At 63.3% G+C, this 14,977-nt stretch carries 14 protein-coding genes and 1 pseudogene; 6 read left to right on the forward strand and 9 right to left on the reverse strand.

Annotated elements, in window-relative coordinates; genetic code table 11:
* Positions 1-8 precede the first annotated feature (8 nt).
* Positions 9-1,901, forward strand: a complete 1,893-nt coding sequence (locus tag D6C00_RS08185) for an ATP-binding cassette domain-containing protein (RefSeq protein WP_125181272.1) — start codon at positions 9-11, stop codon at positions 1,899-1,901.
* A gap of 71 nt (positions 1,902-1,972) precedes the next feature.
* Positions 1,973-2,152 (forward strand): hypothetical protein, encoded by a 180-nt coding sequence (locus D6C00_RS16060; RefSeq protein WP_241546827.1) that lies wholly within the window; start codon positions 1,973-1,975, stop codon positions 2,150-2,152.
* Between the two features lie 114 nt (positions 2,153-2,266).
* Here D6C00_RS16060 and D6C00_RS08190 read toward each other — a convergent pair whose 3' ends face one another.
* On the reverse strand, positions 2,267-2,485 hold the full coding sequence (locus D6C00_RS08190) for an RND transporter (RefSeq protein WP_125181273.1): 219 nt from the start codon (positions 2,483-2,485) through the stop codon (positions 2,267-2,269).
* Positions 2,486-2,490: 5 nt separating this feature from the next.
* Positions 2,491-3,105, reverse strand: coding sequence for an NADPH-dependent FMN reductase (locus D6C00_RS08195; RefSeq protein ID WP_125181274.1), 615 nt, complete (start codon positions 3,103-3,105; stop codon positions 2,491-2,493).
* A 174-nt stretch (positions 3,106-3,279) separates the two neighbouring features.
* On the opposite strand from D6C00_RS08195, the gene D6C00_RS08200 reads away from it, so the two are divergent.
* Entirely contained in the window at positions 3,280-3,555 is a 276-nt protein-coding gene (locus D6C00_RS08200; RefSeq protein WP_125181275.1) for a hypothetical protein, read from the forward strand.
* Between the two features lie 229 nt (positions 3,556-3,784).
* On the opposite strand, the gene D6C00_RS08205 is transcribed toward D6C00_RS08200, so the two are convergent.
* From D6C00_RS08205 to D6C00_RS08230, 6 genes and pseudogenes are all read right to left on the reverse strand, one after another.
* Positions 3,785-6,172, reverse strand: coding sequence for a sucrose synthase (locus D6C00_RS08205; protein WP_125181276.1), 2,388 nt, complete (start codon positions 6,170-6,172; stop codon positions 3,785-3,787).
* A pseudogene (locus tag D6C00_RS08210) lies at positions 6,172-8,354 on the reverse strand (HAD-IIB family hydrolase). Before D6C00_RS08210 ends, D6C00_RS08205 begins: the two are co-directional and overlap by 1 nt.
* Positions 8,354-9,277, reverse strand: a complete 924-nt coding sequence (locus D6C00_RS08215) for a carbohydrate kinase family protein (RefSeq protein ID WP_125181277.1) — start codon at positions 9,275-9,277, stop codon at positions 8,354-8,356. Before D6C00_RS08215 ends, D6C00_RS08210 begins: the two are co-directional and overlap by 1 nt.
* Before the next feature lie 171 nt (positions 9,278-9,448).
* Positions 9,449-10,804 (reverse strand): KamA family radical SAM protein, encoded by a 1,356-nt coding sequence (locus tag D6C00_RS08220; RefSeq protein WP_125182415.1) that lies wholly within the window; start codon positions 10,802-10,804, stop codon positions 9,449-9,451.
* A 254-nt stretch (positions 10,805-11,058) separates the two neighbouring features.
* Positions 11,059-11,340: a hypothetical protein gene (locus D6C00_RS08225; protein ID WP_125181278.1), complete on the reverse strand. Its 282-nt coding sequence runs from the start codon at positions 11,338-11,340 to the stop codon at positions 11,059-11,061.
* Positions 11,333-11,878: a MarR family winged helix-turn-helix transcriptional regulator gene (locus D6C00_RS08230; RefSeq protein WP_125181279.1), complete on the reverse strand. Its 546-nt coding sequence runs from the start codon at positions 11,876-11,878 to the stop codon at positions 11,333-11,335. The genes D6C00_RS08225 and D6C00_RS08230 overlap by 8 nt, the downstream gene beginning before the upstream one ends.
* Positions 11,879-12,072: 194 nt before the next feature.
* On the opposite strand from D6C00_RS08230, the gene D6C00_RS08235 reads away from it, so the two are divergent.
* The 3 genes from D6C00_RS08235 (at position 12,073) to D6C00_RS08245 (ending at position 14,003) form a co-directional block, all read left to right on the forward strand.
* Positions 12,073-12,570: a Crp/Fnr family transcriptional regulator gene (locus D6C00_RS08235; RefSeq protein ID WP_125181280.1), complete on the forward strand. Its 498-nt coding sequence runs from the start codon at positions 12,073-12,075 to the stop codon at positions 12,568-12,570.
* A 317-nt stretch (positions 12,571-12,887) separates the two neighbouring features.
* Positions 12,888-13,295, forward strand: a complete 408-nt coding sequence (locus D6C00_RS08240) for an MbcA/ParS/Xre antitoxin family protein (protein ID WP_125181281.1) — start codon at positions 12,888-12,890, stop codon at positions 13,293-13,295.
* Positions 13,296-13,310: 15 nt separating this feature from the next.
* Positions 13,311-14,003 carry an RES family NAD+ phosphorylase gene (locus tag D6C00_RS08245; RefSeq protein WP_125181282.1) on the forward strand — a complete coding sequence of 231 codons (693 nt, stop codon included), beginning with the start codon at positions 13,311-13,313 and terminating at the stop codon, positions 14,001-14,003.
* A gap of 40 nt (positions 14,004-14,043) precedes the next feature.
* Here the strand turns inward: D6C00_RS08245 and D6C00_RS08250 are convergent, their stop codons facing one another.
* Positions 14,044-14,892 carry a DUF3883 domain-containing protein gene (locus D6C00_RS08250; RefSeq protein WP_125181283.1) on the reverse strand — a complete coding sequence of 283 codons (849 nt, stop codon included), beginning with the start codon at positions 14,890-14,892 and terminating at the stop codon, positions 14,044-14,046.
* Between the last annotated feature and the right edge of the window lie 85 nt (positions 14,893-14,977).

Here is a 14,977-nt window from a genome sequence, read left to right on the forward strand (position 1 = left end):
CCGCCCCCATGCTTGAACTCAGGAATCTCGATCTGCAGCGCGGCGACAAGCCCTTGCTGCAAGGTGTCTCGCTGCGCATCCATCCGGGCCAGAAGGTCGGTATCACCGGCGCCAATGGCTGCGGCAAGACCAGTCTGTTCAGCCTGATCCAGGGCGGACTGCAGCCCGACGGCGGCGACCTCTCGCTGCCGCCCGACTGGGTCATCGCCAGCGTGGCCCAGGAGATGCCCGACACCGCCGCCAGCGCCATCGATCACGTCCTGCAGGGCGATGCCCGCTGGTGGGAACTGACCCGGGCCATCGCCGCTGCCGAGCGCGATCACGCCGATGCGCGCCTGTCCGCCCTGCATGCCGAGTACGAGGCCATCGACGGCTACCGTGCCCGGCATCGCGCCGCCCGCCTGCTGCACGGCCTGGGCTTTGCCGCCGCCAGCCACGACCGGCCGGTCGCCGAATTCTCCGGTGGCTGGCGCATGCGCCTGAACCTGGCCCGCGCCCTGATGAGTCCCTCCGACCTGCTGCTGCTGGACGAGCCCACCAATCACCTGGACCTGGATGCGGTCATGTGGCTGGAGGACTGGCTGCGGGCCTACCGCGGCACCCTGCTGCTGGTCTCGCACGACCGTGATTTCCTCGATTCCATCATCGACGCCATCGCCCATTTCGAGCACGGCGGCATCACCCTCTACAGCGGCAACTACAGCGCCTTCGAACGCCAGCACGCCGAGCAGCTGGCGCAGCAACAGAGCGCCCACGAGCGCCAGCAACGCGAGATCGCCCATATCCAGCGCTTCGTCGCCCGCTTCCGCGCCAAGGCATCCAAGGCGCGCCAGGCCCAGAGCCGGCTCAAGACCCTGGAGCGCATGGAACGCATCGCACCGGCCCATGTCGATTCGCCCTTCCACTTCCGCTTTCCCGCGCCGCGCAGGCTGCCCAACCCGCTGCTGCAGCTCAAGGACTGCGCCATCGGCTATGACGGCGTGGCGCTGCTCGAACAGGTGAAGCTTTCGCTCACCCCGGACGCGCGCATCGGTCTGCTCGGGGCCAACGGCGCCGGCAAGTCCACCCTGATCAAGTGCCTGGTGGGCGAACTGCCGGTGCTGGCCGGCGAGACCCTGCCGGCGAAGGAGCTGGCCGTGGGCTACTTCGCCCAGCATCAGCTCGAACAGCTGCGTCCGGAGCGCTCGCCGCTGCAGCATCTGCAGGCGCTCGACCCAAAGGCGCGCGAACAGGAATTGCGCGACTTTCTCGGTGGCTTCGGCTTTCACGGCGACCAGGCCCTGGCCGAGGTCGCTCCCTTCTCCGGTGGCGAGAAGGCACGCCTGGCCCTGGCGCTGATCGTCTATCAGCGGCCCAATCTGCTGTTATTGGACGAGCCCACCAACCACCTGGACCTGGAGATGCGTCTGGCGCTGGAACTGGCACTGCAGGAATACAGCGGCGCACTGGTAGTGGTCTCGCACGACCGCCACCTGCTGCGCAGCATCGTCGATGACCTCTGGCTGGTCGATGCCGGCCGGGTATCACACTTCGACGGCGATCTGGATGACTACCGGCGCTGGCTGCTGCAGCGCGAGACGGGAACCGTCGGGGACAGACCTGCGGACACGGACAACGGCCAGCCCGTGGATCGCAAACAGCAGCGCCGCGACCAGGCCGAGCAGCGCCGCCGCGAGGCGCCATTGCGCAAGGAGTTGAAGACACTGGAGCGCGACCTGGACCGGCTCACCGAACGCCGGCAGGCCCTGGAGGCACGTCTGGCCGACACCGCGCTCTATGAGGACGGCGCCCGCGACGAGCTGCAACAGGTGCTGCAGGACAAGGCCGGGGTCGACCGGGAGCTGGAGACGGTGGAGTCGCGCTGGCTGGAACTCTCAGAGCAGCTCGACGCGGGAACATAGGTTGAGCCTCGTTCACTCAACCCACAGGCTGCGTTGCTTGCACCTGACGGCAGTGAGCCTACACTCAGGGCATGAACGACCAAACCACAGATCATAAGGGAAAGCGCCGCAGCCTCAGCATGCACGACGGCATCGCTGCCTGGTGCGACTGCTGCAGCTGCGAGGCCGAACCCTACTGGCAGGCGGTGGCCGAGGAACTGGGCATCGAGCTGGGCAGCGACTACGAGGATGCGGACAACACTGAGGCGTAGGTAGCGACAGCCCCCGGATACACTTCCCCGTCATCCCGGCGCAGGCCGGGATCCAGAAGCCGCAGCGGTCGATGGATTCCGGCCTGCGCCGGAATGACGAATAGGAATTATGAATTACGGGCGCTTCAAAGCCACTATCACCCTGCCCAGCAGCAGCACCGGAAAGGCGCCGTGCAGCAACAGATCGAAGATATCGATGGGCCGTATCAGTTCCCCCTGGAACAGCATCCGCAGCTTCTCCAGCAGATGCGGCTCGGGCACGAAGGGCGCCAGCCCGAGGGTGAGCGTACCCACGATCAGCACCGTCCAGGGCAATCGCTGCAGCCACTGCATCCGCGTCACATCCCGTTCTTGAAGGTATCGGTATCGGTCGCGCCGCTGGCGCGTACCTGCCGCAGGGCCTGGGCGTACTCGCGCAGGATACCCAGGGCCCACTCGAAGCGCTCCCGGAAATAGGTGTCGGCATCCGGGTTGTTGGCCGCGGGGTCGTCATTGAGCACGCTTTCCACGTTGCGCACGATCACCTGCTCGGGGATGTAGCAGATGCGGTTGTTCTTGTAGCTGCTCATGCGCAGCTCGGCCACCGGATAGGCGCCGCCGTCGGCCGAGGAAACGGTAACGATCAGGGCCGGCTTGTGCCCGACCTCGAAGCGGCTGCACATCAGAAAGAAATTCTTCAGCCCCGCCGGCACCTGGCCGTGCCACTCGGGCGAGACCACCACGAAGCCGTCGCTGGCGCGCAGTTCCTCCCGTATCGGATTGAGGCGTTCCTCCCAGGCCGGGTCCTTGTCCCAGATGCCCTGATCCCACAGGGGCAGGGGATTGCCCGACAGGCTGATCAGGTGGGTTTCATCGCAGAGCTGTTTCTCCTGCAGTGTGCGTTCGACATATTTTGCCACCTTCAGACTCTGGGCCTCGTCGCGGTGGCTGCCACTGATGATGGTGAGTTTCATGTCATCCCCTGTCGATTATCCTGACGGCAGTGTAACAAGCCCGCAGCCCTTACTGTAAATCCCTGAATGACAATGGGCATTTCTCCCGGACATGCGCCTGACTCAAGATTGACACGGCTCGTGACGACACAGAATGGCACGTCCGCCCGGACAGAACAGATAAAGGGGAAACAAATGCAGTTTACTGAGGTGAACCCGGAGGATTTCACCCGGATCACCCTGGAGCGCCTGCCGCACCAGGAGATCGAGACCGCCCTGATCGCCATCGGCGGCAATGGTGTGGAGGGCACGAAGTTCAAGGGCCGGGTGCTGAAGGCCGCCGGGTGGAAATATGAACGCCTGACCACCTATGCCTCCTATCCCGAAACCGCCGCCGAGGCCTTCAACCGGGTACGCGGCATCCTGCAGCAGACCCGGGAGCCGGAGCAGATTCTGGCGCAATTGGGGTAGGGCACTCAAACGCTTTAAACCGCAAAGGCGTCGAAGGCGCGCGAAGGCAAAAAAACAAGGAAAATCTGACCCATCCGTCATACCCGCGGAAACGGGCATCCATGTCTCCGCCGTCCTGGATTCCCGCTTTCGCGGGAATGACGGAATTTGCGCAGTATTGCAGTTGCATTTCCCAGCGTGCCTTTTGCGCCTTTGCGGTTCATGTGTTTTCAGAGGTTAGCAAAAACCTTCACCCCGGCAGTACCTGCTGCGCCAGCGGACGGAACTGCAGACCGTAGAACATCTCCAGATAGCGGCGGGTCTCGTCGCGCTCCAGGTTGGTGACGAACTTCCAGAAACCGTAGATGCGTGACAGGGTCATCATGCGCTCGGCGTACAGGCGCCAGGTGTAGCAGGCCTCCACGCGCTGGATCCCGCCCTCGGAGATGCGCTCCCAGTAATCCCGTTCCTTCCCGCAGCGGCGGAAGAACTCCAGCAGCCGCCCGGCCGCGGCATCGCCGTGGTTGGGATCGATGTGAAAACCCGATTCGCCGTCGATGATGATCTCCAGCGGCCCGCCGTAGCGGGTGGCGAAGGTCGGGAGCCCCGAACTCATGGCCTCGATCACCGTCAGGCCGAAGGCCTCGAACAGAGCCGGCTGGACGAAAACCCCGCGCCGATCGGCGATCACCCGGTACAGCTCTCCGGCCATGGGTTTGTTCAGGTGCGACCCCAGCCAGCGCACCTGGCCATCCAGACCGTACTCGTCCATCAGCTGGTGCATGCGCGCGATCTGCGCCTGTTCCTCGCGGTCATTGGAGTTGGCCGCATCCACATGCCCGGCCACCACCAGCAGGTTGGCATGTTCGCGCAGCGGTTCGCATTCGGCGTACCACTGCACCAGGCCGGTGATGTTTTTGATGTGGTCCAGCCGTGCCATGCTGAAGATCAGCGGCTTGTCCGGATCACTGAATTCGCCGCGCGCGCTCTCGCCCGGGCCGCCCTCGATCAGCTCATCCAGCGACGCCTGCAGATCATGCTTACGCCGCTCACTCTGATGATAGGGAAAATAGGTGTCGGCGTCGGCGCCGGGCGAGACGATATTGAACTTGGGATCGAACACATTGATGCCGTTCACCACCCGGTACAGATCCGGCATGGTGAAGGTGCCGTAGCTCTCGTACTGGCCCACGCTCTTGGTATCGCCGGCGATCTCCTGGAAGGTGGAGGTGATGATGAAATCGGCTGCGTTCATGGCGATCAGATCGGCGGTGAACTGAGCGGCGAAGTGATATTCGGATTCGTTGTCGTGCCAGTACAGATCCGAGTACAGGTACTTGGCCTTCTCCAGGGCATGGGCGATGTTGCACTGAGTCACGTGCAGGCGCTGGGAGAGCAGGGTGGCGACCAGGTTGCCGTCGGAATAGTTGCCGACGATGAGATCCGGCCGCGAACCCAGCTCGGCCAGCACCTCGCGCTCGGCGTCCTGGGCGAAGGCCTCCAGGTAGGGCCAGACCTCGAAGCGCGAGATCCAGTGCGGGATGATCTCGCCCTGCGGATTGCGGAAGGGTACGCGCAGGATCCAGGCATTCTGGGTGCCGATGATGTGTTCCTTGCGCTCGTCGCAGGTCGTGCCCTGGGCCTCGGGGATCAGCCGGCTGACCACCAGGATCTGCGGCTCGATGTCCAGGCCCTGCTCCTGCAGGCGCTGGCGCATTTCCTTCTCCAGCGCGCGGACCTGATCCAGGATATAGACCACCTGGCCGCCGGTGTCCGGCTTGCCCAGCACGTTGGCCTGACCAAAGAAGCCGTGCGGGGAGAGAATCACCAGGCTGAAGATCATGGGGATCAGGCCCAGGAAGCGCTCCAGGTTCTGCGGCTCGGGCGCCTCCAGGATGTCGGAGAGCAGGTGCAGGGTATAACGCATGCGGGTGACGGTCCGGCCCCAGCCGACCTCCAGCCCCAGCGCCTGCAGCTGATGGCCGACCTGATCCCAGCCGGCCTCGGGTGGCTGTCCGGCCAGATAATCCTCGGCCCGGCGCAGCGCCTGCTGCAGCTCCTCCACATCGGTGATGCGGTCGTTGACCATCAACTGCACGCCGTGACACTGGTGCATGCGCAGGAATTCCAGCAGCCGCTTGTCGCCGCGGCCCAGCTCCTGGAACAGCTGACTGGACAGGCGACGGTTGAGGAATTCCACGCCGCGGCCGATGGACCGCGACTCCTTGAGCTTGGGAAACTCCCGGTTGAAGGGGCCGAGGTCGACCTCCAGCACGAAGTCCGACAGGGCCGCGCCGTCGCGCACCTGGCGCTCCTTGAAGGCGAGGAATTCCTGGCCGCTGATCTGTTCGTGGCCGCCGGCCTCCAGGTGAAAACGCAGATAATTCCAGCGCGCGATGCTGGGACGCACCGAGAGATACACCCAGGGCGACTCGATCACCGCCTCCTGCGAGACCGAGATCAGCTCGGCGATGGCATGGTCACAGTTGCCGCTGTTCTCGTCACGCTCGCAGAAGACCTGGTACTCGTCCCACAGATCCGACTGCAGCAGAAAGGCCCGCTCCAGTGAGGCGTAGTGGCGCAGCAGCATGAACAGCTTGTCCTGGTGATGCCGCAGGTGCTCCTCGAGCGCTTGCATCAGGCCTCCTCGTATTCCTCGTCCGGGATGTGGATCACGCCAAGAAAGTCATAGTAGTTGATGCCCTCGAGGATCCCCCAGCCATGGGAAGCCTCGGCGAAGTAGACCCGCGGCCAACTGCGCAGGCGTTCGATCTCATTGCTGTGGTTGCCGACCACCACGCCCAGGGTGTTGCCGCTTGGAGCACGTCAGCGTCGTTGCCGCAGCTGCCGGCGATCAGGATCCGCTCCGGCGGGATGTTCCAGCGCACGCTGACATGGCGCAGAGCGGTGCCCTTGGAGGCACGGATGGGCAGCAGGTCGACGAACATGTTGCGTGAATAGATCACGTTGGCATGCAGGTCGAGCTTGCGCAGATGGCGCACCACCTCGCGCCGCTTCGGCCCCTTGCTGCTGTCGATGTAATAGCTGATCTTGTAGGGATGCTGCTCCGCCTTCGGCTGCAGCTTCAGACCCTTGAATGCCTTCATCGCCGCCTTGAGCGCGTCGGGTTCCCAACGGAAATCGATATGCCGGAACCAGGCCTGGTCCAGCACCATGCGGTGACCGTAGTGGATCTCGGAGCCCACCGAGGTGATGAGCACGTCCGGCATGGGCAGGGCCGAGGCCTCGATCAGTTTCATGGCGCTGTCCAGGGTACGGCCGGTGGCCACGCCGAAGCCGATATGCTCGCCGGATTTCTTCAGCCGCTCCACCAGCTCGCGCTGGGCATCCTCGTCGCCGATCAGGACATTGTCCAGCGCGCACACGATCAACCGGTCGATGGTGGGCATGCGGCTGCTCGGTCCCCAGGCATGCTGCGGACGATACTTGCCCTTGGAGGTGCGCCTGACCGCCTTGAGGTATTTCTCCACATGGCTGTCCCAGGAATAGTGCTTGTGCGAACCCTTCAGCCCGTTCTGTGACCATTGCTCCCACTGCTCGGGGTCGATCAGCATCTGCTCCAGCCGCCGCGCCATCAGCTTGGGCTTGAGCGGATTGATCAGATAACCGTTCCGGCAGTGGCGGATGATGTCGCGCGGACCGCCGTCATGCGTGGCCAGGATGGGCAGCCCGCTGGCCGCCGCCTCGATCAGTGTCAGACCGAAGGGTTCGGTCAGGGCCGGGTTGACGAATACCCCCTTGAGCCGGGCGGCGATCCGGTACAGGTCCGGCACGTCGTCCGAATCATGGTGCTTGGGGTAGGCGATATGCCCGTACAGGTCATAGCGGTCGATGGCCATGAGCAGGTTGGTGAGCACCGCCTTCGGGCCGCGTTCCATCTGGCTGATGTCGTCGCGGTTGCCGGCGACGATCACCAGATTGGCCAGCTCGCGCAGGGTGGGATGCTCGGCATAGGCCTGCACCAGGGTGAGGATGTTCTTGCGCTCGTCCGGCCGGGACAGGGCCAGGATCATGGGCCGCTTCGGCTGCCTGAGAAAACGCTGCAGATCGTCCCAGATCGGCGGCCAGCGTTCGCGTTTCCTCGGCGGCCGGAAGCGGGTCAGGTCGGTGCCCGGCGGAATGACCTCCATGCGCTTGGGCTGATAGTTGTCATAGCGCGCGTACTGCTGCTCGACTTCCTGGCGGGTGCTGGCCACCACCAGCTGGGCGTTCTCCAGCGCCATCTCCTCGGCCTCGATGCGCTGTGACAGGTTGTAGTGCTGCTCGATCTGCTCCTCGCGCACGCCCTGTTCCAGCAGGCGTTCGCGTTTGGGCCAGCCGAGCGAATGGCCGGTGTGCACCATGGGCACGCCGAGCAGTGCGGTCAGGCGCGAGGCGACGAAGCCGGCATCGGCATAGTGACTGTGCACGAAATCCGGCAGCCGGCCGATCCTGCGTACATGCTGCAGGGCCGCATCGGTGAAGCCGTCCAGGTAGGGCCAGAGCACTTCCTTGCGCAGATAGCGGCGCGGGCCGCAGGGCAGGCGGATGATGCAGGCCTTGTCACCCAGCGATTCGACCGGTTCGGCATAATCGTCGGAGACCTTGGGATCGATGACCTGGCGGGTGAGCAGGTCCACGCGCCAGACGTCGGGATGGCGGGCCAGGGCCCGGGCCAGTTCCACCACATACAGGGTCTGGCCGCCGGTGTCCGAATCCCGGCCCAGCTCCAGGTTCCTGCCCCGGATCAGGCCGTGGATACTGATCAGGATGATGTAGCGACCCTTTTCCGTGGCACTCCCAGTCGCCTTTTTCTCCATCAGAGTCCCCAGCTCTCACGGTAGTGTTGGTACAACGCTGGATCTGCCGCGGTGGCACCGCGTTGTTCGCTGATGCGCGCGGCGAAGGTCAGGGCACGCTCCAGGATCTGCTCCAGCGTCCAGCCCCTGAGCAGGCCGAGGATGGTCACCGCGCTGAAGGCATCGCCGGCGCCGACCGTGTCCACCAGTCGCCCGACCGGCGGCGGCCGGCCCTCGAGCTGCCGGTCCCGGTTGAGCAGCAGCGCCCCGTCCGCGCCGCGGGTCAGGATCAGCAGTTCCAGGCCGTTGTGTTCGAGCAGACTGCGCGCGGCCCCGGCCTCGCCGGCGGCGGCCGCCACCGGTTCCAGCTGCCGCAGTTCCTCGTCGTTGAGCTTGAACCAGCGCGCCTGGCGCAGCAGCGCCCGCACCCCGGGCTCGTCCCACCAGGGGGCACGCAGGTTGATATCGACAAAGGCGGGATGGCCCTGCGTCTGCAACGCCTCCATGGCCTGGCGCGAGACCGGCTGGCGCCGGGCCAGGCTGCCGACATAGAGCAGGGCGACATTGATGTCGAGCAACCGCTCGCAGGCGGTTTCGGCGTCGATGTGGTCGTAGGCCTGATCGGGCAGGATATCGAAGCTGTGGCTGCTGCCGTCCTGGACGATCTCGACCCGGCCGGTGGGATGATCAGGATCGCGCTGCACGCCGCTCGTATCCATGCCCCAGGCACGCATCTGCCCGAGCAGTTCCTCGCCGTGCGCATCCTCGCCGACACGGCTGATCAGCAACGGCTGCTGACCGAAGCCCTGCAGGTGCCAGGCAACATTGAAGGGGGCGCCGCCGAGCACCTCCGGACCGCCGGCGAAGCAGTCGAACAGCACCTCGCCGAAAATGACCGGGCGATCCTGGGTGGGGGCGGGCTGGGGGTCAGGTATCGTGTCCATGGCTGACGGCTGTCACTGAGCTTCAAATTAGCCGTCATTGCGAGGCACACGGTGCCGCGGCAATCTCCGACGGTTTACTGCTGCAGTATGAGATTGCCACGCTACGCTCGCAATGACAAAAACGATGGTAACAGGATGCCGACAAATCGCCTCTGCGGCAACGCCGCAGCCTCAGGCGATGCGGCGCACCTTCACCCGCTGCTGCTGCATGGCCCGGTACTCGTCCTCGAAGAAGAACCTCTCCGCACCGAAGGCCGGCTCGAGCTGGTCCAGCCAGGTGGCCCCGGGATCGTAGCGGGCGAAGAAGGGCTGCTGCACCCAGTCCGGATTGCGGCCCTGGATGAAACGCAGCACGAACACCTTCTCGCCCTGGATCTCGGTCACGCCCTGGATCTCCACCTTGCCCGGACCGGCGCTCATGCTCGGCCCCCGCGCGGTGCGGCCGAGGCCTGAGACCTGCTGCATGGCCTCGCGATAGATCTCCCAGGCGCGTACCAGCGGAACCTCGAAGTACTGGCGCGCGCCGGTGTCGCGCTCGACGAACATGTAATAGGGGATCAGCCCCAGGTGCACCTGGGTGCGCCACAGCCGCGCCCACACCTCGGGGTCGTCGTTGATGTGGCGCAGCAATGGCGCCTGGGTACGGATCTGGGCGCCGGTGGCGCGGATGCGGCGCATGGCCTCGCGCGCGATGGGCGTCGCCATCTCGCGCCAGTGATTGAAATGCGCCATCAGCGCCACGTGTTTGCCCCCGGCGACCAGCTTCTCCAGCAGCCGCAGCAGCTCATCGGCGTCGCTGTCGGTGACGAAGCGCTGCGGCCAGAAGGTCAGCGACTTGGTGCCGATGCGCACCGTCTGCACATGCTCGAGCTCCGGGCGCAGCAGCGGCTCCAGGTAGGCCTTGAGGTGGTCGGTCTTCATCACCATCGGATCGCCGCCGGTGACCAGCAGGTCACTGATGGCCGTGTGCTGTGCCAGGTACCGGTGCAGGTTGGACGCCTCGTTGGCGGCAAAACGCAGCGCCTTGTCACCCACGAACTGGGCCCAGCGGAAACAGAAGGTGCAGTAGCTGTGACAGACCTGGCCCTGGCTGGGGAAGAACAGCACCGTCTCGCGGTACTTGTGCTGCACACCGGGCAGGGGCTCGCCATTGAGCTGCGGGACGTTCATCTGCTGCTGTCCGGCCGGGTGCGGGTTCAGGCCGGCCTGGATCTCACGGGCGATGGCCTTGATTTCGGCACGCTCCGCACCCCGGCGCAGGGCGCCGGCCATGCGGTTGAAATCGGCTTCATGCAGCATCCCGGGCTGGGGAAAGGTGAGCTGGAACACCGGATCCTCGGGCACCCGCTCCCAGTCGATCAGTTCGTCGATGACGTACTGATTGACCCGGAAGGGCAGCACATTGGCCACCACGCGCATGGCGAAACGCTGCTCTTCGGGCAGGTGCCGCAGGGCCTCGATGCGATCGAACTGACGCTCGGTGTAGACCTGGAACCGGGTGGTGTCGGTCAATGCTTCGGGCGGCATTGCCGCGCGTTTCAGGTTCGTGACCTGGGACATAGGAGTCTCTCCTTATATCTCAAGGCCGTTACCCCATCCGATACCTGAGGGATGATTGGAGTGATGAGGTGCTGTCCGGCGGCATGGCCACCGGCCGACCCTGGTTGTTTCAGACGGGCCGCCCCGGAGGCGGACCTGGAGAATTTCGTTACAGGATTGCTGAAGCGCACAGGCCGGAATACGGGCCACCGGGCCCGGTTCCTGCCGCCGGCTTCAGTACACTAGCCCGCCTCTTTGAGATGGGCCTGGATCAGCTTCCTGTTGGTCGCCGACTGCAGGTTGGCGATCGCGGGCTTCTGACCGCCGAGGTACTCGGTCAGGGTCACGGTCGGGACCTTGTCCTTGTCCACCAGCGGATACATGGTGCAGCCCTCGCAGGCCCGCAGCTTGGGCTGGGCGCCGGCGGGCACCTTGCCGGTGGGCCGCCTGCGCAGCTTCTCACAGTTGTCCGTGCGCATGTAGGCCTGCTGCGGGAGACAGTAAAACATCCGGTCCTTACTCAAAGCGTTTCTCCTGATTATCGGGCGCGTCGGACTCCGACATATGCCTCAGCGCCGCCTCGCTGTCCTTGATCACCATTGCCGCAACCATGGCCTGCAGGCCCTGGTCGAGTTGTGCCAGCCGCTCGTCCGGCAGGCGCAGCAGGGCATCACTGATGGTGCCCTGGGCCGGCTGCGGCGCCTGCTTGACGATTGCCGCACCCGCCTGGGTCAGGTAGACCTTGACCACACGCTGGTCGGGACCGCCGCGGCGGCGCTCGACCAGTCCCTTTTTTTCCAGCTTGTCCAGCATGTTGCTGGTCGTTGACTGGTGCAGCGACAGACTCCGCGACAGCTGCGAGACGCGCATCCCGGGCCGCTTGTGCATCTCCCACAGGGCCCAGAGCTGGGCCGCGGAAACCCCGCACTGACGCTCCACCCACCGCGAATGCTCCTGCATGGCGCGGTAGACGATACGCAACTGCTGGATGATGCTGCGGATTTCCCTGTCTTGTCCCGCTTCGGGCTCTGAGCCCGGGGCGGCGTTCGGATCAGCGGTCATTACACCAGACAATATATTTGGGCGAAAAACTTTTGCACAATACCATTTTTTTTCGTGTCTGTCCATTCAGAATAGAATTCAATCGGTTATACTTGTCATGCGACATGACTGACAGACATATCTGACAGGCGGCACTCCCCCGCTCGGACGCTGTCCAACCTGAAGGCAGGGTAAGATTCCTGACAGGAACCCACATGCGACGCGCCATTACACAGACTCAACCCACCGCCGAGCGCATCCGGCTGCTGCAGGCCATGGCCGCATTCGGCGGCCTCAGCGAGGACACCCTGGAGTTCCTGCTGAGCCTCACCCATGTGGTACAGCGCAGGAAGGGAGAGTACTTCTATCGCGAAGGTGACCCGGCACGCTCCATGTTCGTGCTCGAGTCCGGCAAGGCGGCAATGTACAAGGCCTGGGAAGGCCGCGACCACCGTATCCACACCCTGGAGCGGGGCGAGAGTTTCGGCCAGGTCGCCCTGATCGACCTGGGCCCGCGCAACACCTCCGTGCTGGCCCTGACCGGCAGCGCGGCCATCGAGCTGACCAACCAGCACCTGCATCAGCTGTATAAAAGGTACCCCGACCAGTATCTGGTGCTGTACATGAACATGGCCCGCGACGTCTGCCGCCGGCTGCGCGCCGCCGACCAGCGTGCCTTCGAGGCGCGGGTGAAGGACACCGATGATTCCTGATCCCTGCCGGGCTTCGCTGGAATCCCGGGCCTGATCCAGGTCTCGGATCCGTTTCCGCCAGCCCCCACCAAACTGGCGACATTGTCCGGATTACACCGCCGGCGTCGGCAACCTGCCATCGACCTCAAACAGCGCCCGCGGATACTGCCAGGCCGCCCCGTGCTCCTTGCTGTAGAAGGCGACGCCCTCCACAAATATGTATGCGATAGAAGCCGCCAAGGCTTGCTTTTAGTCCGAAATAATACTAAATATAATTTTAAGTATTAAATAATATCCGCCGATTCATTGGCCAGAGCGGCTATCAACAGGAGGTGACCATGCCTACCGCCGCTGAACAGGAACTCGCCCGTGATCCTGCCCGAACCGCCGGCGCAGCACTGCGCACCTATTTCAATATTGTCCGGGACTGGGATCTGAACACCGAGCAGGCCATGACGCTGCTCGGCTTCGATGAACGCACCCGCAGCACCTTCTTCAAATGGAAGCGCGAGCCGGAAAGCGCACGCCTGAGCCGGGAAAAGCTGGAACGGCTGTCGTACATCTTCGGTATCTACAAGGACCTGCAGATCCTGTTGCCGAAAGCGGAATCCGCCGATCAATGGATTCACCGCCCGAACGACGCCCCCCTGTTCGGCGGCCGCTCCGCCCTGGAGCGCATGCTCTCCGGCAATGTGGCCGACCTGTATGTGGTCCGGCAGTACCTGGACGCACAGCGCGGCGTTTGAAGCCTCCCGGAGCCGATGGAGCCTGCCCGTTTACCGCATGCACGGATCACCTGGACACCCAGCGTCCGCGTCGTCGCCAGCCGCTTTCCCCCGGTCGGTCTGTTTGATTCTGTTGCCGACCCGGCTGATCTGGAAACTGTGTTCGATATAGAAGGTCTCACCAACCCGCGCCTGCGCCAGGAGGCCGGCGATATTTCGCTGGTCCCGCCCGAGGACCGCATCAGCGGCCCCGGTGCCACACCCATCATGGCCGCCTTCACCCACCTGAATCCGGACGGCAGTCGTTTCAGCGACGGCACCTATGGTGTCTACTACGCCAGCCGGACCATGGAAACCGCCATCCGGGAAACGCTCCACCATCGTGAGCGTTTTCTGCGCTACACCAACGAACCACCGATCGAACTGGATCAGCGTGTCTACTATTCGGATATCGACGCGGAACTGACCGACATCCGCCCGTACCGGGATATGCGCCCCGAATGGTATGACCCTGACAGCTATAAGGCTTCGCAGCGACTGGCCAATGCCCTGCGTAACTCAAAAGGCAACGGGCTGGTGTATCACAGCGTCCGCCACGAAGGCGGAGAATGCATCGCGGTGTTCCGGCCCCGCCTGCTGTCACCGGCCAGACAGGGACCGCATTTGACCTATGTGTGGGACGGGGAGGCGATTACGCATGTATACGAGAAGCGGAAATTGCGGGTGTGAGGTTACAAAAAACGACAGCAACATCAGCAGATGGCGGACTTCATGCCGGCCTGGCCATATACTGCGAGGGCACCAGCATGCACCGATCCTGCAAATGGCCATGCAGTGCGAATATGCGGGGTCCTGCGCGGAACCTGAAGATTCGATACAGGAAGTATTGCGACGCGTTGTCGCGGGAGAATCTTAACTCGTTCGGTGTAACAAAGAACGGTGTATTTTTACCGTATTTAGTCGTCTTCGCCTCAATAAATCGATCTGAGCCATTCGCTTCGAATGATCGGATGTCGAAACCAGCGGATGGACCGACTGTGGCCGATACCTGCTCGATACGATCGGCGAGAGATTCTCTTCCGGCATGAATCAGTCGCGCTCGCTCGAAGTTGATGACGAAATGCTCTCCAGCACCACCGAGCGCCTGGTTCTGCGCTTCTCTCTCGAGATAATTAACACCAACAGGATTGTAGATTTCCGGTGTGTCGGCGACACCAGAAGGACTTTTATCGTCCTGGACGGGAGGCGTTTCCATTATTGCCAGGAAATCATCGACAGACGGTATTTCAGGCATTGTCTCGACGTCCCGCTTGAACAGATCCTGAAGGTCAGGATTGTTTTTCAGATAATCCGCAACGGCAGCCGGCAGCAGCACACGCTGATAGTTTGATCGGGGCTTGTAGCCATCGATATAGGGTATACCCATTTCGATCAACACCGCGCTTATGTTCTGGTGTTTGAGTTCTATGGAACCCTCTGAGCGGTTATTCAGATGCCCCATCAGGGTCCGACGGTGCTCTGTCTTATTGTAATTGCATCCAGCCAGTTCAAGACGCAGCATATTGAAGTAGTCTTCAACAGCCGCCTCGACCTCAGACTCTGACCAGCTTTCAGACATTGGCACCTGCCTGAAACCTTTCAAAATAGTTTCGACTACAAATCACGATTATTTTCAATTGCTACCGCCCCATCGGTATTGATCT

This window comes from Thiohalobacter thiocyanaticus, from assembly GCF_003932505.1.
Taxonomy (GTDB): Bacteria; Pseudomonadota; Gammaproteobacteria; order Thiohalobacterales; family Thiohalobacteraceae; genus Thiohalobacter; species Thiohalobacter thiocyanaticus.